The organism is Burkholderia sp. AU31652, from assembly GCF_002223155.1.
Taxonomy (GTDB): Bacteria; Pseudomonadota; Gammaproteobacteria; order Burkholderiales; family Burkholderiaceae; genus Burkholderia.
This window is the reverse complement of the sequence record NZ_NKFG01000007.1, coordinates 737,489-762,779: the sequence shown is the minus strand read 5'-3', so window position 1 is coordinate 762,779 and position 25,291 is coordinate 737,489. Positions and strand designations below refer to the sequence as shown.

At 67.5% G+C, this 25,291-nt stretch carries 26 protein-coding genes; 17 read left to right on the top strand and 9 right to left on the bottom strand.

Going from position 1 to position 25,291, the window contains the following annotated elements:
* Positions 1 to 446: 446 nt before the first annotated feature.
* Positions 447 to 1,346: a DMT family transporter gene (locus CFB40_RS35180; RefSeq protein WP_089433938.1), complete on the bottom strand. Its 900-nt coding sequence runs from the start codon at positions 1,344 to 1,346 to the stop codon at positions 447 to 449.
* A gap of 57 nt (positions 1,347 to 1,403) precedes the next feature.
* On the opposite strand from CFB40_RS35180, the gene CFB40_RS35175 reads away from it, so the two are divergent.
* The 4 genes from CFB40_RS35175 to CFB40_RS35160 all read left to right on the top strand — a co-directional run bounded on the left by CFB40_RS35175 (position 1,404) and on the right by CFB40_RS35160 (position 4,544).
* Complete coding sequence (locus CFB40_RS35175; RefSeq protein ID WP_089433937.1) at positions 1,404 to 2,390, top strand: LysR substrate-binding domain-containing protein; 987 nt, start codon at positions 1,404 to 1,406, stop codon at positions 2,388 to 2,390.
* 184 nt (positions 2,391 to 2,574) lie between these two features.
* Positions 2,575 to 3,243 (top strand): nitroreductase, encoded by a 669-nt coding sequence (locus CFB40_RS35170; protein WP_089430004.1) that lies wholly within the window; start codon positions 2,575 to 2,577, stop codon positions 3,241 to 3,243.
* Between the two features lie 118 nt (positions 3,244 to 3,361).
* Positions 3,362 to 3,817 carry a sodium:proline symporter gene (locus CFB40_RS35165; protein WP_089433936.1) on the top strand — a complete coding sequence of 152 codons (456 nt, stop codon included), beginning with the start codon at positions 3,362 to 3,364 and terminating at the stop codon, positions 3,815 to 3,817.
* Positions 3,818 to 4,031: 214 nt separating this feature from the next.
* Complete coding sequence (locus CFB40_RS35160; protein WP_089433935.1) at positions 4,032 to 4,544, top strand: hypothetical protein; 513 nt, start codon at positions 4,032 to 4,034, stop codon at positions 4,542 to 4,544.
* Between the two features lie 39 nt (positions 4,545 to 4,583).
* On the opposite strand, the gene CFB40_RS35155 is transcribed toward CFB40_RS35160, so the two are convergent.
* From CFB40_RS35155 to CFB40_RS35140, 4 genes are all read right to left on the bottom strand, one after another.
* On the bottom strand, positions 4,584 to 5,228 hold the full coding sequence (locus tag CFB40_RS35155; protein WP_089430001.1) for a glutathione S-transferase family protein: 645 nt from the start codon (positions 5,226 to 5,228) through the stop codon (positions 4,584 to 4,586).
* Positions 5,229 to 5,339: 111 nt separating this feature from the next.
* Positions 5,340 to 6,512 carry a porin gene (locus CFB40_RS35150; RefSeq protein ID WP_089430000.1) on the bottom strand — a complete coding sequence of 391 codons (1,173 nt, stop codon included), beginning with the start codon at positions 6,510 to 6,512 and terminating at the stop codon, positions 5,340 to 5,342.
* A 192-nt stretch (positions 6,513 to 6,704) separates the two neighbouring features.
* Positions 6,705 to 7,217, bottom strand: a complete 513-nt coding sequence (locus CFB40_RS35145; protein ID WP_089433934.1) for a DUF4262 domain-containing protein — start codon at positions 7,215 to 7,217, stop codon at positions 6,705 to 6,707.
* A 108-nt stretch (positions 7,218 to 7,325) separates the two neighbouring features.
* Positions 7,326 to 9,179 (bottom strand): ABC transporter ATP-binding protein, encoded by a 1,854-nt coding sequence (locus CFB40_RS35140; RefSeq protein WP_089433933.1) that lies wholly within the window; start codon positions 9,177 to 9,179, stop codon positions 7,326 to 7,328.
* 289 nt (positions 9,180 to 9,468) lie between these two features.
* Between CFB40_RS35140 and CFB40_RS35135 the strand changes: the two genes are divergently transcribed.
* The 3 genes from CFB40_RS35135 to CFB40_RS35125 all read left to right on the top strand — a co-directional run bounded on the left by CFB40_RS35135 (position 9,469) and on the right by CFB40_RS35125 (position 11,777).
* Entirely contained in the window at positions 9,469 to 10,035 is a 567-nt protein-coding gene (locus CFB40_RS35135; RefSeq protein ID WP_089429988.1) for a TetR/AcrR family transcriptional regulator, read from the top strand.
* Positions 10,036 to 10,260: 225 nt separating this feature from the next.
* Entirely contained in the window at positions 10,261 to 10,686 is a 426-nt protein-coding gene (locus CFB40_RS35130) for an organic hydroperoxide resistance protein (protein WP_046547194.1), read from the top strand.
* A 56-nt stretch (positions 10,687 to 10,742) separates the two neighbouring features.
* On the top strand, positions 10,743 to 11,777 hold the full coding sequence (locus tag CFB40_RS35125; protein ID WP_089433932.1) for an alpha/beta hydrolase: 1,035 nt from the start codon (positions 10,743 to 10,745) through the stop codon (positions 11,775 to 11,777).
* A 101-nt stretch (positions 11,778 to 11,878) separates the two neighbouring features.
* Here the strand turns inward: CFB40_RS35125 and CFB40_RS35120 are convergent, their stop codons facing one another.
* Entirely contained in the window at positions 11,879 to 13,594 is a 1,716-nt protein-coding gene (locus tag CFB40_RS35120; RefSeq protein WP_089433931.1) for a hybrid sensor histidine kinase/response regulator, read from the bottom strand.
* Between the two features lie 90 nt (positions 13,595 to 13,684).
* The gene (locus CFB40_RS35115) at positions 13,685 to 14,314 is read right to left on the bottom strand and encodes a response regulator (protein ID WP_089433930.1); all 630 of its coding nucleotides are present in this window, start codon (positions 14,312 to 14,314) and stop codon (positions 13,685 to 13,687) included.
* Between the two features lie 417 nt (positions 14,315 to 14,731).
* Here CFB40_RS35115 and CFB40_RS35105 point away from each other — a divergent pair, with 417 nt between their 5' ends.
* The 6 genes from CFB40_RS35105 to CFB40_RS35080 all read left to right on the top strand — a co-directional run bounded on the left by CFB40_RS35105 (position 14,732) and on the right by CFB40_RS35080 (position 19,621).
* Positions 14,732 to 15,055, top strand: a complete 324-nt coding sequence (locus tag CFB40_RS35105; protein WP_089433928.1) for a flagellar transcriptional regulator FlhD — start codon at positions 14,732 to 14,734, stop codon at positions 15,053 to 15,055.
* Positions 15,052 to 15,705, top strand: a complete 654-nt coding sequence (locus CFB40_RS35100) for a FlhC family transcriptional regulator (protein ID WP_256976971.1) — start codon at positions 15,052 to 15,054, stop codon at positions 15,703 to 15,705. The genes CFB40_RS35105 and CFB40_RS35100 overlap by 4 nt, the downstream gene beginning before the upstream one ends.
* Before the next feature lie 135 nt (positions 15,706 to 15,840).
* Positions 15,841 to 17,793, top strand: coding sequence for a sensor histidine kinase (locus CFB40_RS35095; protein WP_256976970.1), 1,953 nt, complete (start codon positions 15,841 to 15,843; stop codon positions 17,791 to 17,793).
* 184 nt (positions 17,794 to 17,977) lie between these two features.
* Positions 17,978 to 18,349, top strand: coding sequence for a CidA/LrgA family protein (locus tag CFB40_RS35090; protein WP_089429982.1), 372 nt, complete (start codon positions 17,978 to 17,980; stop codon positions 18,347 to 18,349).
* Complete coding sequence (locus CFB40_RS35085) at positions 18,346 to 19,080, top strand: LrgB family protein (RefSeq protein ID WP_089429981.1); 735 nt, start codon at positions 18,346 to 18,348, stop codon at positions 19,078 to 19,080. The genes CFB40_RS35090 and CFB40_RS35085 overlap by 4 nt, the downstream gene beginning before the upstream one ends.
* Positions 19,081 to 19,315: 235 nt before the next feature.
* Positions 19,316 to 19,621, top strand: coding sequence for a hypothetical protein (locus CFB40_RS35080; RefSeq protein WP_069249854.1), 306 nt, complete (start codon positions 19,316 to 19,318; stop codon positions 19,619 to 19,621).
* A gap of 91 nt (positions 19,622 to 19,712) precedes the next feature.
* On the opposite strand, the gene wrbA is transcribed toward CFB40_RS35080, so the two are convergent.
* Together wrbA and CFB40_RS35070 are read right to left on the bottom strand one after the other, a co-directional pair.
* A complete protein-coding gene (gene wrbA / locus CFB40_RS35075) occupies positions 19,713 to 20,315 on the bottom strand; it encodes an NAD(P)H:quinone oxidoreductase (RefSeq protein ID WP_039355294.1) in 603 nt (200 codons plus the stop codon).
* Between the two features lie 61 nt (positions 20,316 to 20,376).
* Complete coding sequence (locus CFB40_RS35070) at positions 20,377 to 21,102, bottom strand: pirin family protein (RefSeq protein WP_089429979.1); 726 nt, start codon at positions 21,100 to 21,102, stop codon at positions 20,377 to 20,379.
* 128 nt (positions 21,103 to 21,230) lie between these two features.
* Here CFB40_RS35070 and CFB40_RS35065 point away from each other — a divergent pair, with 128 nt between their 5' ends.
* From CFB40_RS35065 to CFB40_RS35050, 4 genes are all read left to right on the top strand, one after another.
* Positions 21,231 to 22,148 (top strand): LysR family transcriptional regulator, encoded by a 918-nt coding sequence (locus CFB40_RS35065; protein ID WP_089433926.1) that lies wholly within the window; start codon positions 21,231 to 21,233, stop codon positions 22,146 to 22,148.
* A gap of 94 nt (positions 22,149 to 22,242) precedes the next feature.
* Positions 22,243 to 23,364, top strand: coding sequence for a Fic family protein (locus CFB40_RS35060; RefSeq protein ID WP_089433925.1), 1,122 nt, complete (start codon positions 22,243 to 22,245; stop codon positions 23,362 to 23,364).
* Positions 23,365 to 23,604: 240 nt separating this feature from the next.
* A complete protein-coding gene (locus CFB40_RS35055; RefSeq protein ID WP_085040323.1) occupies positions 23,605 to 23,802 on the top strand; it encodes a DUF3311 domain-containing protein in 198 nt (65 codons plus the stop codon).
* A gap of 84 nt (positions 23,803 to 23,886) precedes the next feature.
* Positions 23,887 to 25,281, top strand: coding sequence for a sodium:solute symporter family protein (locus CFB40_RS35050; RefSeq protein ID WP_089433924.1), 1,395 nt, complete (start codon positions 23,887 to 23,889; stop codon positions 25,279 to 25,281).
* Positions 25,282 to 25,291: the final 10 nt, after the last annotated feature.

Genomic DNA, 25,291 nt, shown 5'->3' with positions numbered 1-25,291 from the left:
TATATGAAGCCGATTTTGCGCGCTGCAGCGAATCGCGTAGCGGGGCGGGCGCAGTACGGCCGGCGCGTGAAATTCGGAGGCGCCGGATGCCGGAAATCGTGCGCCGCGGCAGGCCACAGGCTGCGATTCGCTGTCGACGGCCTTACGGCCGCATCCATTATTCGGCCGGTGGCCCGGGCGAAGCCATGCACACTGACGTGCGGTCAATCCGGAACTGTTCGGTCGATTTGTCTGCACAGTTTGGACGATTTCGATTGCGCATCCGGTTGCGGGGCCCTGCTTCATCGGGAGCGATGTCCTTGTATTAACGCAACTAACGGTCAAGTCCGGCAGCGTCGGCGAACGGGTGCGAGTCGACAGCCCACACGACGCATTTCGCTTTGCAGATGCCGGGGTTCATCACGACCGGCTCGCTGGCGGATCGCCGGCCCGAAGCGTCTGCGATCCTACGAACGTCCGCGCAACGCGACGAAGATCACGCCGGCAATCGCCAGCAGGCCGCCGCACACCGTCTCGATACCGGGCCGCTCGCCCGTCAGCGCCATCGACAGGACCGTCGCGACCGCCGGCGTCAGGTAGAGGAAGTTGGCGGCGCGCGCCGCGCCGAAGTAGCCGAGTGCGAATGTCCAGGTCGCGTAACCGAGCGCGGCGGGGAAGATGCCGAGCGTCAGCACCGCCAGCGTCGTGTCGCGCGACCCGCTGCCCAGCGCCACGAGTGCGCCCGGCAGCCACGGCGTGAGCAGCAGTGCGCCGGCCAGCAGCGTGTACGCGGTGCAGGCCAGCGCGCCGTACACCGGAATCAGCCGCCGTTGCAGCACGAAATAGCTGGCCGAACACAGGGCCGCGCCGAGAATCAGCGTGCTGCCCGCGCCGAGGACGAGGCCGCCCGGTTGCCCGCGCGCGATCACCGCGATGCCGGCGAGGCTGACCAGCGACCCGAGCCAGCCCCGGCGATTGAAGCGCTCGCCCAGAAACACGGCGGCCAGCAGCGCCGTGAAGATCGGCAGCGTGTTCACGATGAAGCTCGCCGCGCCGGCCGAGACGGTCTGCTCGCCGGTATTGAGCAGCGCGTTGTAGAGCGCGATGCCGAGAAAGCCGCACAGCAGGAAGCGCAGTGCGTCGCCGCGTGTCGGCACGCGCGGCCGCTTCGCGATCAGCCACGCGATGATCAGCACGGCCGCGGTGGCGAAGCGCGCCGCCGCGAGCTGCAGCGGTGTCAGGCCATGCAGGCCGATCCGGATGAACGGGAAAGCGGACGCCCACGAAACGATCGTGAAGGCGACCGCGCCGGCCGCGATCAGCGGCTGTCGCGCATGGCGCGACGACGGGGTGGAGAGCGTGTTCATGCGGCAATGATGCGGCGTGGCAAGATGCTAAGCTAGCGCACAGATCAGCACGCAGATATGACCATGACTCACAGCTCGAGCCGGCGGCCGGCCGATGCTTCAACCCGCGCGAAGCGCGCACCAGCGGGGTCGCCCGCCGCCGTGCCGGCGCCGGGTTCGCGGCCGCCGCTCGCGAGCCTCGAGACGGTGTGCACGGTCGCGCGCGAGGGTTCGTTCCTGGCTGCGGCCGACGTCTCCGGCGTGACGCACGGCGCGATCAGCCGGCGGGTGGCCGCTGTCGAAAACTGGCTCGGCCTGAGGTTGTTCGAACGTCATGCGCGCGGCGTGCGTCTCACGCCGGACGGCCAGCGCTTCGTCGGCCGGATCGAGCAGGCGTTCGCGATCATCGACAGTGCGGCCGATCAGTGGCGCTCGCCGCGTACGCCGCGGCTGGTCAGGATGAGCGTGGTGCCGGCCTTCGCGCAGCTCTGGCTGTTCGAGCGCCAGCATGTGCTCGAGAGCGAGGCGCCCGCATTGCGGATCGAACTCGGCATCGATCTGCGCAACGTGGATATCGCCGGCGGCGAAGCGGACCTGTCGGTCCGGTACGGGCGCGGCAACTGGCGTCAGCTCGAAACCCGCGCGTTCATGCCGGAGCGGCTCTATCCGGTCGCGCATCCGCGGCTCGCCGCGCAACTGGCGAAGGAGCGCCGCCGGCGCGGCGATGCCGCGTTGCTCGACATGCCGTTGCTGCACGATTCCGACGTGACCGGCTGGCGCACGTGGTTCGATGCATTGGGCGTGCCGTTCAAGCCGCGCGCGCAGGATCGCCGTTTCGAGGATTACAACCTCGTGCTGGCCGCCGCCGAGGCCGGGCTCGGCGTGGCGCTGGCGCGGGTACCGCTCGCCGACGCCTATCTCAAGCGCAGCGAACTCGTGCGCGTGAGCCCGCACGAAGTCGATTCGGTGCTCAGGTATTACTTCGTGCATGCGAAGGGGGAGAATCGGCCTGAGGTGCTGGCGTTGATGGAGCGGATGCGGGCGGCGGTGGGGGCAGGCGGCTAGCCCTGGCTAGGGTATCGTGTCGGCCCGCCACGGTAGCTGTGGCAGCGAAAAAGCGTTGTGCGATACGCGGCACTAGGCTCGGGCCGCCGGATCGACGACAATGCGACCGCGAAAAACGATGAGGTGGAGAGATGAACGAGATTCGAAAAGGGATGCATCCGTGCGGATGCAAGCGAGGTCAACAATGAACAAGCCGGACAAGTCGTCGAAAGCGCGTGCCGCGCTCGACCAGCTGTTTTCGGGCATGGCGCCCACGGATGCGACGCGCGCGTCGCGTCCTGGCAATCCGTTCGAAGCGAGCGCGGACGATGCATCCGCCGGCACGGGCGGCCGCGGCGGTATCGAGGTCACGCTGTCGACCCGGATCCAGTTGCGCGGCTATCCGAATGCGAACGCGTTCATGAAGCGCATGGCCGAAGCATGGGGGCTGGAGTGGGGGATGTACGACAGCGTCAAGGCCATCGCGACGCTGCCCGTCGGTTGGCGAGCGCGCCGGCTGCCGGAAGTCACGCAAATCGTCGACGGACACGACGTGCTGCGCGCGGAGAGCAGCCTGCAGGGCGGCGAAATGTCGTATCTGAAAGTGCATCCGCGGTACTACATCGACGCACGCAAGGGATTGGGCTGGGGCAAGTCGTCGAAGGCGTCCGACGATCCGGATCTCGACGGTCCCGACTGGAACTGCTTCGTGATCGATCGCGAAAAGTCCATCGAAGTGCACGAACTGACGACCTCGTCGCTGAAAGCCGACATGGACAACGCGCGGGCGACGTTGTTGAAATGGCTGGACGAGAACTATCCGAAACATCGCGATCCTTTCGCTTACTGGTCGGATTGCGAAGGAGCGTCGTAATTTTGCGTGGCTGCCCGGTTCGGGTTCCGGTTCACCGGCACGCGCTGTGCGGCCGGCGCCGGAGCGGGTGGGGTGCAAGTCGCTTCGATGCATCGGCCGGTTGCGACGGGAGCGTCAATTGAAACGAGCCAGTGTCGTCCCGGTTCTCTGGGCAGCGTTCGGTGCGGCGGTCGGTTCGACCGTCATCGAGCTGCTGCTCTGGCCGATCGTCGGCGACGACGCGCTCGGGAACCTGCTGCGCGACACACGCCTCACGGCAGCCATCGTGATGGGGCGCGGCGTGCTCGGCGCGTCCGCCGGCTTCGATCCGCTCGTCATGGCGGTGGCGACCCTCGTGCATATGGTGCTGTCGCTGGTCTATGCGGCCGTGCTGGCGAAGGCGATTCGCAACCTGTCGCTCGCGGCCTCGCTCTTCGTGGGCGGTGGGTTCGGCCTCATTCTGTACGGCGTCAACCTGTACGCGTTCACCGCGATCTTCCCGTGGTTCATTCCGGTTCGTGGCGCGATCACACTCGTGGCCCATCTGGTATTCGGGATCACGGCAGCGGCGGCCTACCGCTGCGCCAGGCGCTAGGCCGGGCGCCAATCGACGGTTCCCGCGTCGATCATTCGCACCAGACCCCTGGAATAAGCCCGCGCGCTGCATCGTTTAGCCGGCAGGAGACCCTGCACGATGCGGCGGCGCGTGAGCACCGCACGGTGAATCGTGCGCGAGCAATCCGATCTGCCGGGCGCCGTCAGCCGCGCCCGCGATCGAGTGGTCGGGGGCAATCAGGCAGGAGCCGATCATGTGCAACTGGTTTCGATACGGGATAGGTATCGTCTGTCTCGGCTGTTCCGCGGCGGTCTTTGCGCAAACGTACAACGATCTGGCGGACGAGACGACGAACTGCCGGGCGGTCGTCGCGCGAGCGAACATCGACGGCACCGAGCAGCAAATCGTCGGGCGTGCGTGCCTGCAGGACGATGGCACATGGCAGTTCGTGCAGAGCGCCGATGGTAGTGTTTTATGGTATCCGGCAGCGGACTATCCGTATGCGGACCTGGGGTACTGGGGGCCGCCGCTTTTCATCGGCGCAGGTGTGGGCTTCGTGTTCATCGATCGCTTCCACCGCTTCCATCATTTCCACCACTTCGATCACGTCGTCCACTTCAACGGGGTGGACCATCACCGCGTCGGCATGCCGATCGGTGCCGGTTTTCACCACGGTGCGTTTCCGGCCGGCACCGTCGGCCACGGATTCGGCGGCATGCATCAGTTCGGCGGGGTGAGCGGATTCGGTGGAATGCGGCGACATTAGGCGGTGTTTGCGGCCGGACTCGCTGCCGCCGTACACCTGCTAATCGAGCCGCCCGCGCAGGTCGTCGAACGGAATCATCACGTGCGTGCGATACGCGGGCCGCGCTTTCAGCCGCTCGTACCACGCTTGCACGTGCGGGATGTCCGGTCGTGCGATGTCGAGTTCGAAGTAGCGATACAGGTGCGTGCCGGCCGCGATGTCGGCGAGCGTGAGCGTGTCGCCCGCGAGAAACGGCTGCGCGGCCAGCGCCGCGTCGAGCGCCTGGAAGTGCTGCGCGCACTGCGCGATGCTTTGCTCGACGCGCACCGTGTCGCGCTGCTCGGGCGGCGTCCGGAAGTAGCCCCGGAACACGCCGTTCAGGAACGTCGGCTGCAACGTGGTTTGCGACCAGTCCATCCAGCGGTCGGCGCGCGACTGTTCGGCGGGGTCGTCGTGCCAGAAGCCGGGGCGTCCGTAACGCGCGGCGAGGTAGCGCAGGATGCTGTGCGATTCCCAGACGAACGTGCCGCCATCGTCGATCACGGGTATGCGTCCGTGCGGGTTCATTGCGAGAAACGCGGGCGTGTCGAGTACGCCGAACTGCCCGCCGGCCGGCACGTGCCGATGCGCAAGCGCGAGCTCGTCGACGAGCCACATCACCTTCTGGACGTTGAATGCATTGCGGCGTCCCCATACGGTCAGCATGCCGGCCTCCTTGTGTCGTGCGGAACGGGATCGCGACAGTGTAAACGCCACAGGCTCGCACCGAGGTGCGCGCCTGCCGGCCGTCGTCGTTGCCGCCGTGCGGCGACGCGATCAGAACTTGTGGCGAATCCCGACGATCGCGAGTTCCTGCGTATCGGTGCCGGAGTTCACGCCGTACGAGCCGACCGACGCGGCGGCCTTCACGACCGCGCCGTTCGCGTTGAGCGTGTTGCCGCTCGCCTTCTGGTAGCCGAACAGTGCATACAGGTCGGTGCGTTTCGACAGCGCGTAGTCCGCGCCAAGGTTGACCTGGTTGTAGTGCGCGGAACTCGGCCCCGTCAGCGACGTGTAGTTGTAGCCAACGCCCGCGCGCAGCGCCGGCGAGAACTGCCAGTTGAAGAACGCCGAGCCGTTGTTGAACTTCGCGTTCTGGGTGAACGCCGACAGCGTGTCCGCGCCGTACTGCGTGTTCGAATACGCGAGGCCGAAGGTGGCGGGACCGGCCACGTACTGGCCGGCCACGCGCACGATCTGAATCGACTTCGCGCTCGAGAAGCCCTGGTTGATCACGGTGTTGAACAGCGTGTCCGAGCTGCTCGACCACGTGCGCACGCCGTTCGCCGCGGTGGAGCCGCCGTTCGCGTAGAAGAAGCCGGCGCCGAGCGACAGCGGGCCGTTCGCATAGCTTGCGCCGAAGCTGTACGTGCGGCCGCTGCCGGTGGCGCCCGCCACGCCGCCGAAGCCGTACAGGCCTTCGAACTGGAAGCCCGAGATCAGCGGGCTCGTGTATTTCACCGAGTTGCTGACGCGCAGGCTGTTGTCGTAGTTGTCGAGGTCGCCCGGCGTCGCGAACACGCCGCCGAAGTAGTTGTCCTGCGTAAGACCCTGTACGAGATCGACGACCGGATCGTACTGGCGGCCGAGCGTGACGGTGCCGTACGTGCTGCTCGCGAGGCCGACGATGGCCTTGCGGCCGAATTCGCGCCCGCCCTGGCCGAGCGCGCCGGTGCCGATGTTGAAGCCATTCTCGAGCTGGAACAGCGCCGCCAGGCCACCGCCGAGATCCTCGGTGCCGCGCAGCCCCCAGCGGCTGCCCGACAGGTTGCCGCTGCTGAACTTGACGAGGCTCGACGCGTTGCTGCCGTTCGCGTTCTGCGCGTTGTGCACGTACGCGATGCCCGCATCGACGATGCCGTACAGCGTGACGCTGCTTTGTGCGTGCGCGCCGGCGGCGTAGAGCGCGGCCGGCAGCGCGAGCAGTGCGAATGAACGGATCTGTTTCATTGTTGGATTCCCCCGTTGGTCGATTGGTCTGACGAGTCGGTGAACGATACGGACGGCGCATCGTCGAGGGAACCAATAAATTGTCGGATCGTTATGAGGCGGCGCGGAGATGGATGCGCGCGCAACGAATGGGCGGCACGGGCGGGCCACCCGCGCATCGCGACGGGCGTGCCGCACGATCCCGTGCGCAGATCAGTGGCGAGCGTCGCCCGATGCGAACAGCCGCGGCTGTGCGGCATTCAACGTGTCATCCGCTTCGGGCTGCCACGGAAAGATGCCGTTGCGGTCGGGCCACAGCAACTGGACGCACGGGAAGTCGTCGTTGCCGTAGAACCATCGATTCCAGCCGAGATGGGCTTCGTAGTGCGCTTTCTCGACCGGCATGAGGAGCGCGTTCGCATGGGAGTAGAGGGATGCGGTGACTTCGCCGACCGGAGGGGGCATACCGGCCGCGACCATCCGGTAGACGTCCCACAGCACGTCGTGGACGATGCGCGCCGGCAACGAGAACACGATGATTTCCGGAAAACCGTGGTTGACCCACAGCCCGGTCGTGAACGAGAACCCGGGATCGTCCCCTTCCGCGAACACTTCCGTGCGGAACCATCCGTGCTGGCGAATCTGGTTCACGAATCGCTGCTCGTCTTCCTCGAGCACCGAATCGGGCGCGTCGAGCGCAGTGGCGATATCCGGTCGCGTGGTCATAACGGTTCCTTGTATCTGCGTCGTGCGGCAGGATACCGGGCGACGAGGTTCGGCTGACGGCAAAGCGATCGCGGCCGAATCCGCCGCTGATCGCGATGCCGCCACGACTCACTGCTCCGCGCTTTCCACATCCGCCGTCTCACCGAGGAACCCACCGCTCTGGTGCGCCCACAGCGCCGCGTAAATACCACCCGCCTGCAGCAACTGCTGGTGCGTGCCTTCCTCGACGATGCGCCCTTCGTCGAGCACGATCAGCCGGTCCATCGCCGCGATGGTCGACAGCCGGTGCGCGATCGCGATCACCGTCTTGCCGCTCATCAGGTCGTCGAGGCTGCGCTGGATCGCGACTTCGACTTCGGAATCGAGCGCGCTGGTCGCCTCGTCGAGCACGAGGATCGGCGCGTCCTTGAGCATCACGCGCGCGATCGCGACGCGCTGCCGCTGGCCACCCGACAGCTTCACGCCGCGCTCGCCGACCTCGACGTCGTAGCCGCTGCGCCCGTGGCGATCGCGCAGCCGGCCGATGAACTCGGACGCTTCCGCGCGCACGGCTGCGTCGTGCATCTCGCGCTCGGTCGCGTCGGGGCGCCCGTACAGCAGGTTCTCGCGCATTGTCCGGTGCAGCAGCGACGTATCCTGCGTGACCATCCCGATCGCGCCGCGCAGGCTGTCCTGCGTCACGTGCGCGATGTCCTGCCCGTCGATCCGGATCGTGCCGCCGCCCACGTCGTAGAAGCGCAGCAGCAGGTTCACGAGCGTCGACTTGCCGGCGCCCGAGCGGCCGATCAGGCCGATCCGCTCGCCGGGCCGGATCGTCAGGTTCAGCCCGTCGAACACGGCGCGATCGTTGTCCTCGTGCGCGAACTGCACGTTGTCGAACACGATCCCGCCGCGCTGCACCACGAGCGGCTTCGCGTCGGGCGCGTCGACCACGCTGTGCACCTTCGTCAGCGTGTTGATGCCGTCCTGGATCGTGCCGACGTTCTCGAACAGCTCGGTCATTTCCCACATGATCCAGTGCGAGTAGCTCGACAGGCGCAGCGCCATCGCGATCACCGCCGCGACGACGCCCGCGCTCACCTGGCCGTGCATCCACAGCACCAGCGCGAGGCCGGTCGAGCCGACCAGCAGCAGCGTCGACAGCAGGTGATTGACGACCTCGAACGCGCTGACGAGCCGCATCTGCGCGTCGCCGGTCGCCTTGAACGCTTCCATCGCGCGGCGCGCGTGGTCGGCTTCGCGCCGCGTGTGCGAGAACAGCTTCACGGTCGTGATGTTCGAATACGCGTCGGTGATGCGGCCCGTCATCAGCGCGCGCGCATCGGCCTGGCGGCTGCCGACGGCACCGAGGCGCGGCACGAAATACGCGCACGCCAGGCCGTAGCCGAGCGCCCACAGCGCGAGCGGGATCATCAGCCGCCAGTCGAAGCTGGCTGCGAGCGCGAGGATGCCGATCAGGTACGCGGCGACGCCGATCACGACGTCGACCGACATGAACAGCGCATCGCGCACCGCGAGCGCGGTCTGCATGATCTTGGTCGTCACGCGGCCCGCGAACTCGTTCGCGTAGAACGACAGGCTCTGGTCGAGCATCAGCCGGTGAAACAGCCAGCGCAGCCGCATCGGGAAGTTGATCGCGAGCACCTGGTGCTTGACCATCGTATGCAGCGCGATCAGCAGCGCACTGCCGGCGAGGATCGCCGCGAACCCGGCGAGCGTGCCGAAGTGCCGGCCGCCGAAATCGGCCGGCGTCGACGACGCGAGCCAGTCGACCACGCGGCCCATCATCGCGAACAGCGCGGCTTCGTACGCGGCCAGTGCGGCCGACGTCAGCGCGATCAGCAGGATCCAGCTGCGCGCGCCTTTCGTGCACGCCCAGACGAACGAGAAGAAACCCCGCGGCGGCGTGACGGGATCTTCGAGCGGGAAAGTCGGCAGGCGCCGTTCAAACCACGAAAACATCGACTTGTTCTCCTTGTGCGGCCCGACGCAGCGGGCGGGCCGATGATGCCGGGGCCGGATGCGATGCGGTCATCGTGTGCCGGCACGTCCGTCCAGCCGATGGACGCCGCACCGCGATTCGCGTGGCCCGGCGTGAAGTGTCGCATCGATTCGATCGTGCTGCAGGCCGGTTGTAAGCCGCCCGGCCACGCGAACGGCGTCGTCCCTGCGCAGCGGGCTCGCAGGCATGGTCATCGCGCCCTTAAAAAAGTCCTTGACTGTCTATCTATGAGTAGATAAAGTTCGATCCATGGAAACGAAACCGACCGTCCGCGAACAGATTCTCGATCATGCAATCACGCTGATGATGCAGCGCGGTTACAACGGCTTCAGCTATCGGGACCTGTCCGACCTGGTGGGCGTGAAGACGTCGAGCATCCACTACTACTTCCCGTCGAAGGACGATCTGGTGCTGGAAGCGGTGGCGGCCTACAGCGACGAAGTCCTCGCGGCCGTGCGGGCGATCGATCCGGCGCTGCCGGCCGACGTGAAGCTGAGCCTGTACACGAAGATGTTCGGCCGCACGCTGGGTGACGGCAACCTGATCTGCCTGTGCGGGATGCTCGCGTCCGACATCGAAACGCTGCCGGAGAACGTGCGGCAGGCGGTGCAGGCGTTCTTCACGGCCAACGAGCGCTGGCTCGCGGAATTGCTGGCGCAAGGCGCGAAGGAAGGCACGCTGCAGTTCAGCGGCGAGCCTGACACGGCGGCGCGCACGCTGTACGCGGCGTTCCAGGGCAGCGTGCTGGCCAGCCGGCTGTTTCATACGCGGGCGCGTCTCGAGGACGTCGAGGCGGTCTGGAAAACGCGGTCCTGACGGACGGCGCAAGCAGTGAGGCGGTTCGCCGCCTTTTTATTGAGTCTTGTAATCTATCATGTAGTAGATAGATGGTTGGCGCAGAGGAATCGATCCTCTGCATTTTTTGGGGATGTTTGTCTATCTATGAGTAGATAAACAAATGCGAAGCCGGCGAAGAAGCCGCCGGCACGTGGTCCCCGGTTCGAAGGTTGTTTCATTCATTTGCTGAAAAAGGAGTCTGTCATGTCGATCGAAAAAGTGCTGTACCGCGCCCATGCAAAAGCCACCGGCGGCCGTGACGGCCGTGCGACGGTGCCCGAAAGCGGCCTCGACCTGAAGCTGACCACGCCGCGCGAGCTTGGCGGCGCGGGCGGTGCGGGCGCGAACCCCGAGCAGCTGTTCGCCGCTGGCTACAGCGCGTGCTTCATCGGCGCGATGAAGTTCGTCGCCGCGCGCGACAAGATCGCGATCCCCGCGGACGCCGCGATCGAAGGCAGCGTCGGCATCGGCGCGATCCCGAACGGCTTCGGCATCGAAGTCGAACTGAAGATTTCGCTGCCGGGCCTCGATCGCGATGTCGCGCAAACGCTGATCGATCGCGCACACGTCGTCTGCCCGTACTCGAACGCGACGCGCGGCAACATCGACGTCACGCTCACGCTCGTCTGATCAATCGCACTGCCAACCATCCTCGCCATTCAAAGATTCGACCAAGGAGTTGCACCATGAAGATCGTCAAGCCGCTGCTGATCGCTGCCGCCGTGGCAGCCGCACTGTCCACCGCACCTGCCGCGTTCGCCGCCGGCGCCGAAGCCGTCGGTCCTGATGCGACGACGAGCGCATTCCTCGCTGCGCTGAACGGCCAGAAGGGCCCGGGCCTCGAAACGTTGAGCCCCGCGAAGGCGCGCCAGGTGCTGGTCGATGCGCAGAACGGCACGAAGGTCGACCTGTCGGGCATCGACGTGTCGAACCGCACGATCGAACAGGACGGCCTGTCGGTGCCGGTCACGATCGTGCGCCCGCAAGGCGCGACGGGCACGCTGCCGGTATTCGTGTTCATTCACGGCGGCGGCTGGGTGCTCGGCGATTTCCCGACGCATGAACGCCTCGTGCGCGATCTCGTCGTGCAATCGGGCGCCGTCGCGGTGTTCGTGAACTACACGCCGTCGCCGGAAGCGCATTACCCGGTCGCGATCAACCAGGCGTATGCGGCGACGAAGTGGGTGGCCGCGCACGGCGCGGAGATCGGCGTCGACGGCAGCCGCCTCGCGGTGGTCGGCAACAGCGTCGGCGGGAACATGGCGGCCGTGGTGGCGCTGATGGCGAAGGACAAGGGCGGCCCCGCGATCCGCTTCCAGGGGCTGATGTGGCCGGTGACGGACCACAACTTCAACACGGGTTCGTACAACGCGTATCAGCAAGGGCACTTCCTGACGCGGCCGATGATGAAGTGGTTCTGGGACGCCTATACGAAGAACGAAGCGCAACGCAACGAGATCTACGCGTCGCCGCTGCGCGCGAGCACCGCGCAGTTGAAGGGCCTGCCGCCCGCGCTGATCCAGGTCGCGCAGTTCGACGTGCTGCGTGACGAAGGTGAAGCGTACGGCCGCAAGCTCGACGCGGCGGGTGTCGATGCGACGACCACGCGCTACGACGGCACCATCCATGACTTCGGCCTGCTGAACGCACTGGCCACGGATGCGCCGACGAAGGCCGCGACGAAGGCGATGGCGAACGAGATCGCGACGCGGTTGAAGTAAGCGAGGGCCCGCACGTGCGCCGCGCTTCACACGGTGCGCGTGAGAAGACTCGGCGGCGGGCAGATGCCCGCCGTTTTTGCATGCCGCCAGTGCGCCGCCGACTATCCCGCGTCGGCCCGGCGCTGCTGCCCGGGGGCCTGCGCATGCAGCAGGCGCGCCATCGCCGCGCGCAGCTTGTCGCTCGGCACCGGCTTGTGCAGCAGCACGAACCCGCCGTGCTTCAGCCGGCCGGGCCGTCGCGCGGTCGTGTCGCCCGTGATCAGCATCGCGGGAATCGCCGTGTTGTACTCGTCGCGAATGCGCGCGATCGCAGCGATGCCGTTCTGGTCGCCGTGCAGGTGCAGGTCGCAGATCAGCAGGGTCGGCCGGACCTCGCACGATGCCAGGCACGCGATCGCGTCATCGACCGACGCGGCCGTGACGACCTGGTAGCCCCAGCGCTCGAGCAGAATCGACATGCCGGCGCGGATCGCGCTTTCGTCGTCGATCACGACCACGAGGTGCGCGGCGGCCGTCGTCTCGTCGACGGCGATCTCGTCGGCGGCGGCGCCCGGCTGCACGGCCGTGTCCAGCCGCACCAGCTGCAGTTCGAAGCATGAGCCCCGCCCGGGTTCGGAGCGCAGCGTCAGTGGACAGTCGAGCAGCCCCGCGAGGCGCCGCACGATCGCCAGCCCGAGGCCGACGCCCCGTTCGGGCTCGTCGCCGCGACGGCGCAACTGGTAGTAGTCGTCGAATACGCGCGCCTGCTGGTCGGCCGGAATGCCGCGCCCGGTGTCGATGAATTGCAGGCGAACGTGCTGGCGCGTGCGCCTGCAGCCGACGACGATGCGTCCGGTGTCGGTATAGCGCACCGCATTCGACAGCAGGTTGCGCGCGATGCGCTCGATCAGCACGGGATCGGAATCGACCACGGCCGTGCTGCGCACGTACGACAGCGACAGCCCTTTCCCGTGCGCGTCGGCGGCGACTTCGCGGCACACGCGCTCCAGCACCGCGCCGATCGCGAACGGCCGGCGATGGACGGGCACGACGCCCGCATCGAGCCGCGAGATGTCGAGGATCGCGGTGAACAGCGCGTCCATCGCGTTGACGGACTGGTCGATGCGATCGACGAGCAGCGTGCCGTCGGCCGGCATCGGCACGTGCCGCAACGCGCCGACGAACAGGCTCAACGCGTGGACGGGCTGGCGCAGGTCGTGGCTCGCGGCCGCGAGAAAGCTCGACTTGACGTGCACGGCCTCCGTCGCGAGATCCTTTTGCCGGCGGAAGTTCTCGGCCAGCTGCGCGGCGCGCTGGCGTTCGCGTTCGGCGATCCGTTGCGCGCGGATTAGTTGCAACTGCATCTCGATCTGGTCGCGGAATTCCTCGACGAGCCGGATGTAGCGCTCCGAATACGCATTCTCCTTGCAGTCGAGCAGGCAGATCGTGCCGAACGGCGTGTTGTCGGGCCAGCGGATCGGCAGGCCGAGATACGAGACCATGTTGACGCGCAGGTCCGGATTGTTGCGCCACTGCGCGGATTGCCGCGCATCCGGCACGACCAGCGTAGCGCCGCTCGCGATGACCGCTTCGCAGTAAAGCCCCGAGCCGTGCAGTTCGGCCGATTCGCCCGGATAGAACGGATTGCCGGTGTTGCGGCTCGCCACCAGCACCTGGATGTCGCGGCCGACGTTGCGCATGATCAGCCCGGCCGGCACGCCGACGATTTCCGCCATCAGGTCGACGAGGCGCTGCCAGCGCGCGATCACGTCGGCGGCGAGGTCGAACGGGACTTCATGGTCGGCCGGCGCGTCGGGCGGCTCGTCGACATGCGTCATGCGCACGCTCCTCGAACGGGCGGGGACAATGAGGAAAATTTAGGCGTTCCGCGCCGGCATGGCAATGTCGCGACGCGAGCCGGCGTCGGGTCAGATGAGCCCTGCCTTCCTGCCGGCTGCCGCTGCCTGGGTGCGGTTGATGACGTTCAGCGCCTTGAAGATCGCGGTGATGTGCGCCTTGATGGTCTTTTCGGACAGGCCCAGCTTGTCGGCGATGACCTTGTTCGGCACGCCTTCCGCGAGATAGCGCAGCACTTCGATCTGTCGTTGCGTCAGCATCGAACCGCGTGCTGCAGCGGCACCGTTCTGATGCTGCAGCGCGGGGTCGTCGAGCACGAGCGGCGGTACGTAGCGTTCGCCGTTGAGGGCGATCCGGATCGCGGACAGCAGCGTGCGCGGGCTGGCGGACTTCGGCACGTAACCCATCGCGCCCTGCGCGAACGCGCTGCGCACGGCGCCGGGATCCTCGGACGACGACAGCACGATGACCGGCAGCCCCGGGCGCATCGTCGCGAAGACAGCGAGGGCGTCGAGGCCGTCCATGCCCTGCAGCTTCAGGTCGAGCACGATGGCGTCGAGGTCGGTGTGATCGTCGAGCAGCCGCACCGCATCATCGGCGCTGCTCGCCTGGACGACGACCGTGTCGTCGTCACCCTGGCGCAGCAGCATCTCCACGCCATCCCGCAGGATCGCGTGATCGTCGACGATCAGAATTTTCATGAGGATGCTTGAATAAGTGAATCCGGAGTCGGGCCGACACGAACGAACCGGATTGTACAAGACGAAAGTCTTAATACTAAAGTCGCTTTTGTCCTGCATCTGTCTTGCGTCTAACGTCGCATTTACATTCAGCGGAATATCGCCGAGACTCAATCACGACAGTTCGCAATGCAGGTGAATGCAGGCACGCCATTCGATGCGTCGCCGGCATCGCGCCGATGTGAGCGACGACGCAAGCGGCCGCCACAGGATTGAATGACGGCGCGCTGCACGCACGCAATGTGCGTCGTTCGGCGGCGGTGAATTTCTGTTATTCGCGTCGAACACAAAAAAATAACGGTTCGTCATAACGGGATTATCGGCACGCATTTTGACGATGAATCATTGATCCTGATCGCGCATGAATCGAGGTGAACGATGAAGGTTGCCAACGACAGCGATGCAATGTGGGAACTGAACATGTCGTATCTCTGGCTTGCGCAGCGACTGCTGCAGTCGGATCGCGCAACCGGCATGTTCCGCCTGGGTGTGACCGCCGATGTCGCCGCCGCGCTGGCCGCGCTGTCGATGAAGCACATGAACGAGCTCGCGTCCGCGGGGCAGTTGATCTGCGCATTGCGGCCGGGCCGGTACGGTGTGCTGTCGGCGCTGACCCGCGCGACGCCGCCGGTCGATCTCGTGCGCGTGCATACCGCGATGGTGCTGGCCGGCCTTGCGCTACCCAACGAGGAAACATCGTGAACGGCCGGGCAGGGCGACATGGCCTCGCGGACGACGCGCAACTGACGATGCACGCGGCGGCGCTGATCCGGCTCGGCGCGCGGCTGCAGATGCTGGAAATCGAGTGCGGATTGCCGCGCGACCGGCTCGTGCGGCTGTATCGCGAAGTGCGCGGCGTGGCCGCGCCGAAGGGGTTGCTGCCGTCGTCGATCGACTGGTACATGACGTGGTTCGCGAACCTTCATGCATCGCTGTTCCACAGCATCTATCGCTTCCTGCGCAACCAGGCGGGCTGCACGCGACTCGAGGCGCTCGTCAAGGCCTATACGCTGTATGCCGAACAGGGCGATGCCGCATGCCGCGCGTTGCCGCTGGACCTGACACGCGCCTGGGTGCTGGTGCGCTTCGTCGACGCCGGCGTGCTCGACATCGCCCGATGCCGGGATTGCGGCGCGGCGTTCATCACCTACCGCCACGCGCTGCGCCGGCATCCCGTGTGCGTCGCCTGCCGGCTGCCGGCGCGTGCCGGCAAGCGCGCGGTCGGGACGTCGCCGCTCGCGGAGCCCGGCACGCGTCATGCGCGACGGCACGACGCACAGGTCGCCGTCGCGTCCTGTCGCGGCAGCGGAAGCGTCGCGGACGAATCATCGGGAGAATGGTGTGCGATCTAGCGGGGCGAGGGCGGCCGCGGCAGGGCCCACGCGGTCCGCGGCGCATGACGCCGGTCGGCACCTCGCGTCGGCCGGGGCGGCGCGTTCGTCCGATGGGGAAGGCTGCGCGCATCCGGTGCGCATCGAGCCGGCATCGTGAACCTCCGCGGCCTCTCCATCCGGCAGCGAATGCGTGCCGGCTTCGTGCTCGTCGTGATGCTGACGGCAGTCGCGTGCGGCACGAATCTGTGGGAAAGCTATCGGCAGTATCGGCACGGGATGCTCGACCTGCGCGATTTCGCGCTGGTCGAGTGCGTGATGATCGCGTCGAACCGGATCTCGGCCGAACGCTGGCCCGCCAACCGGTTGCTGGCGCTGCGGCGGCGCGATTCGGCCAAGGAAGCGCAGGCCGTGCGCGATGCGCGCGCGCGCACGGACCAGGCGCTCGATGCGCTGCGAGACGACCTCACGCGGGCGGAGGCGCTCGGGGCATCCGAGCGCGGGGCCGCGCTGCACGCGCTCGCGTCGCTACGCGCCGGGCTGGCCGGCGCGCGCGGCGAAGTCGATGCGCTCGCCGCGCGGCCCGCGGCGGCGCGTGCGACGTGGCAGGTGCAGGCCGCGCAGGACCGCATGTTCGCGGCCGCCGACGATCTGGCGGCGCTGACCGGCGTCGTGATGGCCGGGACGGCGATGCGTCATCCGGACACGGCCGGCGCGCTGGTCCTCGCGCGCCTGCTGGGCGACCTGCGCGAATACACCGGCCGGCTGGGCGCGCTGTTCGTCGCGCCGCTGGTGAGGAATGAGGCGCTCGACAACGACCGGCTGGCGCGCATCCTCCAGATGCGCGGGCGCATCGTGCAGCTCCGCGCACTGATCGCCGGCGCGATCGCACCGACGCTCGACGACGCGATGCTGTCGAATGACCTGGCCCGGTTGAACGACACGATGGACGGCAGCTTCCTGCCGCTCGTGGCGACGACGCTTCGCGCAGGGCGCACGGGCACCTATGCGATGAACGCGGAGGATTTCGCGTCGCGGATCATGCGCGACCTCGACGCATCGGCGCGGTTGCGCGATCACGTGCTCGACCTCACGCGGGCGCGCGCGGTGACGCTGCGCGATGCGGCGCGCGTCCGGATGACGCTGTCCGGCGCCGAGGCGGCGTGTTGCATCGCGATCCTGTTCCTGCTCGTGCGCGGCACGCAGCGGACGCTGTCGAAACCGCTCGATGCGCTGAGCCGGCGCATCGTCGCGTTGAGCGAGGGCGACGTATCGCCGATCGTCCGGATTCCGGGCACGAGCCCCGAGATCGCGCACGTGAACGATGCACTGGACGCGCTGCGCGGCGCCTACGTCCATCGCACGCTGCTCGAGCGGCACCGCAACGACATGCTGACGCTGTTCTCGCACGACATGCGTGCGCCGCTCACGTCGGTCATCGTGCTGGTGAACGCGCCTGCCGCGTGCCCGCCCGACTGCGCGCTGCGCGAGCGTCTTCACGAGATCGGCGGGCTGGCGCGTCATACGCTGGCGATGGCGGACGGTTTCGCGCAGGTGTCGCGGGCGGAGGCGGGCGAGTACGCGTCGGAGCTCGTCAACGTGGCCGACCTGATGAATCACGCGCGCGACGAAATCTGGCCGCGTGCGCGTGACAAGCACATCGCGATCGAGGACGTCCCGTCGTGCGACGACGCGCTCGTGCATGGCGATCCGGCGCTGCTGTCGCGTGCGCTGGTCAATCTGCTGGGGAACGCGGTCGACTACAGCGCGGCGCATACTCGCATCGCGTGCAGCGTCGAACTGGCGGACGACGGTGCTTCGGTACGCTGCGTGATTCGCGATGACGGCTACGGGATCGCGGCCGAGGATCAGGCGCGCCTGTTCGAGCGTTACCGGCGCTTTCGTCTGCCGGGACAGCCCGACACGAAGGGTGTCGGGCTCGGCATGGCGTTCGCGAAGGCGGTCGTCGACCGGCACCGCGGCGAGATCGACGTGCGCAGCGCCCCGTGGCGGGGCACGACCGTGACGGTCACGCTGCCCGTGGCCGGCGTAGCCGGCAACGCGCACGACCCGGGCAGGGCGATGTCGGCCGAACCGGTGCCGGGATGATGCGTGGCGGCGGGAGGCCGCACGCCGTGCACCCGGTGGTGTCTTCCCGCAGCCGCACGCGGCGATGTTCGATGGCGCGTGAAGTTGGTACGATCGCGCGTATCGTTCACGCCGGCGCCGCAAGCCGCCGGCCATCGGTCGCGCGGCCGCCCGGCAGCGCGGCCCCGTTCGGGAGAAGCGGTTCATGCTGCAGGCGTTCGCGGTCTTGCTGACCTTCCAGTGTCTCGGGGAAGGCGTGTCCTACCTGTTCGGCTTGCCGGTGCCGGGCCCGGTGATCGGCATGCTGCTGCTGTTCGGCTTCGTGATGCTGCGCCCGCAGGTGGCCGACGCGATCGAGCCGACCGCGCTCGAGCTGCTGCGCCACCTGTCGCTGCTGTTCGTGCCGGCTGGCGTCGGCATCATGGTGTCGGCCGACCGCGTGCGCGGCGATGCGGTCGCGGTCGTCGTCGCGCTGGCGGTGAGCACCACGCTCGCGATCGCCGTGACCGCGCTCGTCACGCGCGCGCTGCTGCGGCGCCAGCGGCGCGCGGGCGGCGCGGCGGAGGGCACGCGATGACGGCCTTTCCGACACTCGGCGCGATCTGGGTCTATCTCGCCGCGACCCCGCTGCTGGGCCTGACCATCACGCTGATCGCCTATCTGTTCGCGCAGGCCGTCTATGCGCGGGCGCGCTTCAACCCGCTCGCGAACCCGGTGCTGATCGCGGTCGCGCTGATCGTCGTGCTGCTGACGATCACCCGCACGCCGTATCCGACGTATTTCGAAGGCGCGCAGTTCGTCCACTTCCTGCTCGGCCCCGCGACCGTCGCGCTCGCGCTGCCGCTGTACCGCCAGTGGTCGAAGCTGCGCCGCGCCGCGGTGCCGCTGCTGGTCGGCCTGCTCGCGGGTTCGCTGACCGCGATCGTGTCGGCGGTGGGCATCGCGGCGCTGTTCGGCGCGTCGCACCAGACGATCGCGTCGCTTGCACCGAAATCGGCGACGACGCCGATCGCGATGGCCGTCGCGGCCGAAATCGGCGGGATTCCGTCGCTCACTGCCGTGCTCGTGATCTCGACCGGGATTTTCGGCGCGGTGTGCGCACGCGGGATCCTCAATGCGCTGCGGGTCGACGAACCGGCCGTGCGCGGCTTCGCGCTCGGCGTCGCGTCGCACGGGATCGGCACCGCGCGCGCGTTCCAGGTCAGCGAGGAAGCCGGCGCGTTCGCCGGGCTCGGGATGGGACTGAACGGCGTGCTGACGGCCTTCGTCGTGCCGATCCTGCTGCCGGTGCTGTCGCGCTGGATCTGAGCGCCGGCTAGGGCGGGCGAGGCCGGGTTATCGGTTTCCCTGATGGCGCCGGCGCGGCGCCGAAACGGCGGCACTCGCGGTGTGCATGTATCGTGGCCGTTATCAGGAGAATTCAGGAACGCACACGGACAACGGAATACTGATCGGCTAACGTTGCAACGGCGCCGATGTCGCAAGCGGTCGCGTGCGCGCCGGTGTTCGACCCACTATCAACAATCGACAAGGAGATCCGGCCATGAAGCAGTCTCGCGTGGTATCGGTGGCAGTAGCAGTAACGGCGTCGTTCGGTCTGCTGTTGACCGCCGCGCCGGCGGCATACGCGCAGGATCCGGCGTCCGCGCCGACGCAGAAGCAGCTCGACAAGGCGCAGAAGAAGGCGGCCCGCAAGGCCGCCCGGGCGCGGCATGCGTCGGACCTGAAGGCGATCGGCACGGGCAGCGGCTACCGGTTGACCAACGACCAGAGCAACTATCCGCAGAACGCCGCGCAGAAGGCGCCCGCGACGAAGGCGGCGCCGGCCGCCCCGGCATCGGGCCAGTAACGGCCGGAACCTCGGCACAGCGCGAACGGCGCCGGATCGACCGGCGCCGTTCGCGCATGTGCGGGGCGGCCCGAACCGCCGGGCCGTCGCGTTAGGACGCGAGCTTGCTCGCGATTTCCGCGACGTGCTTGCCCTGGTAGCGCGCGATATCGAGCTCGTTCGCGCTCGGCTGGCGGCTGCCGTCCGCGCCCGCGAGCGTGGTCGCGCCGTACGGCGTGCCGCCGGTAATTTCGTTCATGTTGACGAGGCCGCTGCAGGCGTACGGCACACCGACGATCACCATCCCGTGGTGCAGCAGCGTGGTGTGGAACGACGTGATCGTCGTTTCCTGGCCGCCGTGCTGCGTGCCGGTCGACGCGAACACGCTGCCGATCTTGCCGACGAGCGCGCCCTTCATCCACAGGCCGCCGGTCTGGTCGAGGAACGTGCGCATCTGGCCGGCCATGTTGCCGAAGCGGGTCGGCGTGCCGAAGATGATCGCATCGTAGTCGGCGAGTTCGTCCACCGTGGCGACCGGTGCGGCCTGGTCGACCTTCACGCCGATCGCGCGGGCCTGGTCGACGGGAATCGTTTCCGGCACGCGCTTGAGCGTGACCTCGACGCCGGCCACCGATTTCGCGCCTTCCGCGATGTGCTGCGCCATCGTTTCGACGTGCCCGTAGGACGAGTAGTAAAGAACGAGTACCTTGGCCATGTTGCGAATCTCCGATTAAAAGGGCCCCGCGTTCAGCGGGGCCCGGTTTCCCGAACGGGCGTCATGCCCATTCGGCCGTTACTTCGACCGGACGCAGGTCGAACACCAGCACTTCGGCATCCTTCCCGTCGGCGACCGTCAGCGCCTGTTCGTCGCGGATGCGCACGCCGTCGCCTTCGCCGAGCGTCACGCCGTTGACCGTCACGCTGCCGCGTGCCACGTGCACGTAGGCAAAGCGGTTCGGCGCCAGTTCCAGCGTCGCGCGTTCATCGCCGTCGAACAAGCCCGCGTAGATCCGCGTGTCCTGCCGGATCTTCAGCGAACCGGCGTCGCCGTTCGGCGAGACGACGAGGGCGAGCTTGCCGCGCTTGTCGTCGGCCGTGACGTTCGTCTGCTGATAACGCGGCTCGGCACCCTTTTCGGCCGGCCCGACCCAGATCTGCAGGAAGTGGACCGGCAGTTCCGGCGAGTGGTTGAACTCGCTGTGGCGCACGCCGGTGCCGGCGCTCATCAGCTGCACGTCGCCCGGCACGATCACCGAACCGGTGCCCATCGAGTCCTTGTGTTCCAGCGCGCCGTCGAGCACGTACGACAGGATTTCCATGTCGCGGTGCGGGTGCGTGCCGAAGCCGCGGCCCGGGGCGACGCGGTCGTCGTTGATCACCAGCAGGTCGGAGAAGCCGACTTGCTTCGGATCGTAGTAGTTCGCGAACGAAAACGTATGACGGGAGCTGAGCCAGCCATGCTCCGCACGGCCACGTTGGTTTGCTGCACGGATTTCGATCATGATTTTTGTTCCTCAAGACGCCGGACCTCGGAAGTGGGCCCGGCCGTTCGTTGAGATGAATCTTAGGTCAATCGATTTGACAAATAAATGGCTGTAGAGATAATGACTGTCGCTATGGAGTGGACAATATGGAACTGAACGATCTCAGGATCTTCGTCGCGACGGTCGATGCGGGCAGCTTCACGGCGGCGGCCGACCAGCTGATGCTGTCCAAGCAGTTCGTCAGCCGGCGCACGATGGCGCTGGAGGCGTCGCTCGGCGTGCGGCTGCTGCACCGGAACACGCGCAACCTCGCGGTGACCGAATCGGGTCAGGAGTTCTATGCGCGGGCGCAGCGGATCCTCGCGGAGATCGCCGACGCCGAGCAGGCGATGTCGGTGCGCAGCACCGAGCTGCACGGGTCGCTGAAAATCAGCGCGCCGCTGTCGTTCGGGATCACGCACGTGTCGCCGCTGATCGCCGAATTCCTGTCCGCGCACCCGGCCGTGCGGCTGAACCTCGACCTGACCGACCGGCGCGTCGACCTGATCGGCGAGGGCTTCGATCTCGTGCTGCGGATCGGCTCGCTCGAGGATTCGACGCTGATCGCGCGCCCGCTCGGCGCGTGGCGAATGATTGCGTGCGCGAGCCCCGCCTATCTGAAGCGGCAGGGCACGCCGCAGACGCCGGCCGATCTCGCCGGCCATACGTGCGTGCTGTACGGGCGCGAGCGGCGCATCGGCTGGGAATTCCGCGTCGACGGCGCGGCGCGCACGTTCGACGTACAGGGGCCGCTGGTCGCGAACAACGGCGAGGTGGTGCGCGACGCGGCGATCGCAGGGCTCGGCATCGCGCTGCTGCCGGATTTCATCGTCGGCGGGGCGCTCGACAGCGGCGCGCTGGTGCCGGTGCTCGACGCGTACGCGCCGTCGCCGATCACGCTCAATGCGGTGTTTCCGCAGCATCGGGAAGGGTTCGTCACGCTGCGCACGTTCATTGGGTTTCTCGCGGAACGGCTCGGCGACGCGGCGCCGGCCGCGAAGGGCGGGCCGGGCCGGGCGCGGTAGCGGGCCGGTTTGCGGGGAATGGGGGTGCTATTCTCCGCATGATTTGCGGAGAATATTGAGTCATGCGGTGAATCGGTGGGATAATCTCCGCATCATGAGCGGAGATTACACCGACATCTGGGAGTCGGCCGACTGGCCCGCGTGGCGCTTCGACCTCCCTGCACTGGCGACGCCACTCGCCGACGTCAGCCGGGCGCAAGGCATGCTGGCCGGGCGGCTGGCGGATGTCGGCCTGGCGCTGCGCGACGAGGCCAGCCTCGCCGCGTTGACGGAGGACGTCGTCAAGACCAGCGCGATCGAGGGCGAAAGCCTGAACGTGGCGTCGGTCCGGTCGTCGATCGCGCGCCGGCTCGGCGTCGATATCGGCGCGCTGGCGCCGGTCGATCGTCACGTCGAGGGCGTGGTCGACATGGTGCTGGACGCGACCGCCCACGCGGCGGCACCGGTCACGGACGCCCGTCTGTTCGGGTGGCATGCGGCGCTGTTTCCGACCGGCTATTCGGGGATGTCGCGGATCACGGTCGGCGGCTGGCGCACCGACGCCACCGGGCCAATGCAGGTCGTGTCCGGCCCGATCGGGCGGCAGCGCGTGCATTTCGAGGCGTCGCCCGCCGCGCGCCTCGCCGGCGAGATCGCCCGCTTTCTCGCGTGGCTCAATGCGGAGCCGGTCGAGCCGTTGCTGATCCGGGCCGGCCTCGCTCACCTGTGGTTCGTCACGCTCCATCCGTTCGATGACGGCAACGGCCGGATTGCACGCGCGCTCGGGGATCTGGTCCTCGCGCGCGCCGACCGCAGTCCGCAGCGCTTCTACAGCCTGTCGGCGCAAATCCAGCGCGAGCGCAACGCGTATTACGACGTGCTGGAGCGGACGCAGCGCGGCTCGCTCGACGTCACGGAATGGCTCGCGTGGTTCCTGACCGCGCTCGGCAGGGCCATCGACCACGCGCACACGACGCTCGACGCGGTGCTGGTCAAGGCGCGCTTCTGGCAGCGCTGCGCGGGCTTCGCGATGAACGAACGCCAGGTGAAGGTGATGAATCGCCTGCTCGACGGCTTCGAGGGGAAGCTGACCACCACCAAGTGGGCGGCGCTGGCGAAATGCTCGCAAGACACCGCGCTGCGCGACATTACCGAGCTCGTCGAGCACGGCGTGCTGCGCCGCTCGTCGTCCGGCGGCCGGAGCACGAGTTACGAGCTGATGCCGTTTAGCGGCTGACGCCGGACCGGGTCATGACCGGTGGGCGCTGGCCGCGACCGAGCGGAGTCGGGTTGCCGCTTCGATCGTTGCCGCGTTGACCGGGCAATGGGCCACTGGCCCAAGCGATTGCCCGCGTCTGGCACTATCCCGCGCCTTTTTGTCTTCGAATACTGGATTCGAGCCCGGATGTCGTACAGGCGATATCCGCCGCCCCCGCGTACGACCCTTCCGTACGAACCCGCTTTCAAGGAGACACGCATGCTCAGGTACCTGATCGGCATCGGTATTCCGTATCTCGGCGTGATCGGCGTGCTGCCGTGGGCGGCCGCGCAGGACCGCTACGTGCTGGGCGTGCCGTTCATCTTCATGTGGATCTTCGCGTGGTTCGTGCTGACGTCCGGCTGCCTGTTCGCGTGCTGGATGCTGTTCGACCGCCGCGCGAGCGGCGCCGCCTAGCGCACGCATCCGCTTCTCGCGGACCGCCGGCCGCCCGCGCTTTCCGGCGAACCCTACGCATTCCTTTCCTTCGCAGAGGTGCGCATGTCCACGGTCGTCTTCGCCGCGCTGATCGCGCTGTCGCTCTATCTCGCCATTCGATCCGGCCGCGGCCGCGGCAAGCAGAGCGTGCATGACTTCTTCGTCGCGTCGCGCCAGTTCGGCACGGCGCTCGTGTTCTTCCTGACCGCCGGCGAGATCTACAGCATCGGCACGATGGTCGGCTTCCCCGGCGGCATCTACGCGAAAGGGCCGACCTACGGCGTGTGGTTCCTCGGCTACATCCTGCTCGCCTACCCGATCGGCTATTTCGTCGGCCCGAAGATCTGGGAGGCCGGCAAGCGCCACAATGCGATCACGCTGCCCGACCTGTTCAAGGGCCATTACCGCAGCCGCGGGCTCGAGCTGGTCGTTGCGTGCGCATCGATCCTGTTCCTGATCCCGTGGGGGCAGCTGCAGTTCACCGGGCTCGTCGCGGCGCTCAAGGGGCTCGGCTGGCACGTCGAGCCGCTGTACCTGATCCTCGTGTGTGCGGCGCTCGCGTTCACCTATATCGCGATCTCCGGCGTGCGCGCGTCGGCGTACATCGCGATCCTGAAGGACATCCTGATGCTGCTCGCGATCGTCGTGACGGGCGTGGCCGTCGCGTGGCAGGTGGGCGGCGTGCATCCGGTGTTCGACGCCGCGAGCCGGCAGGTCAGCAACACGATGAGCGGATCGCAGCTGCGCTTCTCGATGAGCACGATGCTGTTCCAGTCGCTCGGCTTCTACCTGATGCCGTTCGCCGCGCAGAATTTCTTCACCGCGCGCGGGCCGGACGCGATCCGGCGCACGCAGGTCGTGATGCCGCTGTACATGCTGATGTATCCGTTCCTCGTGATCGCGTCGTACTACGCGATCACCGCGAACCTGACGCTCGCGTCGCCGAACGACGCATTCTTCGCCGCCGTCACGCACCTGCTGCCCGGCTGGCTGATCGGCCTCGTCGCGGCTGGCGCCGCGCTGTCGGGGCTGCTCGTGCTGGCCGGCATCTGCCTCGCGATCGGGCCGATCGTCACGCGCAACCTGATGCCGAACCTGCCCGAATCGCGCCAGAAACGTGCGGCGAAATACGTGATCGTCGGCTACCTGCTGCTGTCGATCGCGACCACGATGCTCACGCCGAACCTGATGCTCACGCTGATCAACACCACGTACTACGGCGTCACGCAGTTCCTGCCGGGCGTGCTGATCCTGCTCGCGGGGCGCCGGGTGCGGCCTGTCGCGGTCGGGGCCGGGATGATCTGCGGCCAGGTGCTCGCGATGATCTTCTACGTGCTCCATGTCGACTTCGGCGGCATCAACCTCGGCCTCGTGTGCCTCGTCGTCAACGTGCTCGTCGTCGCGGCCGTGCATGTGATGCTGCATGGCCGTCCCGTGAAGCAATACGCCGTATCCTGACGCGTCGGCG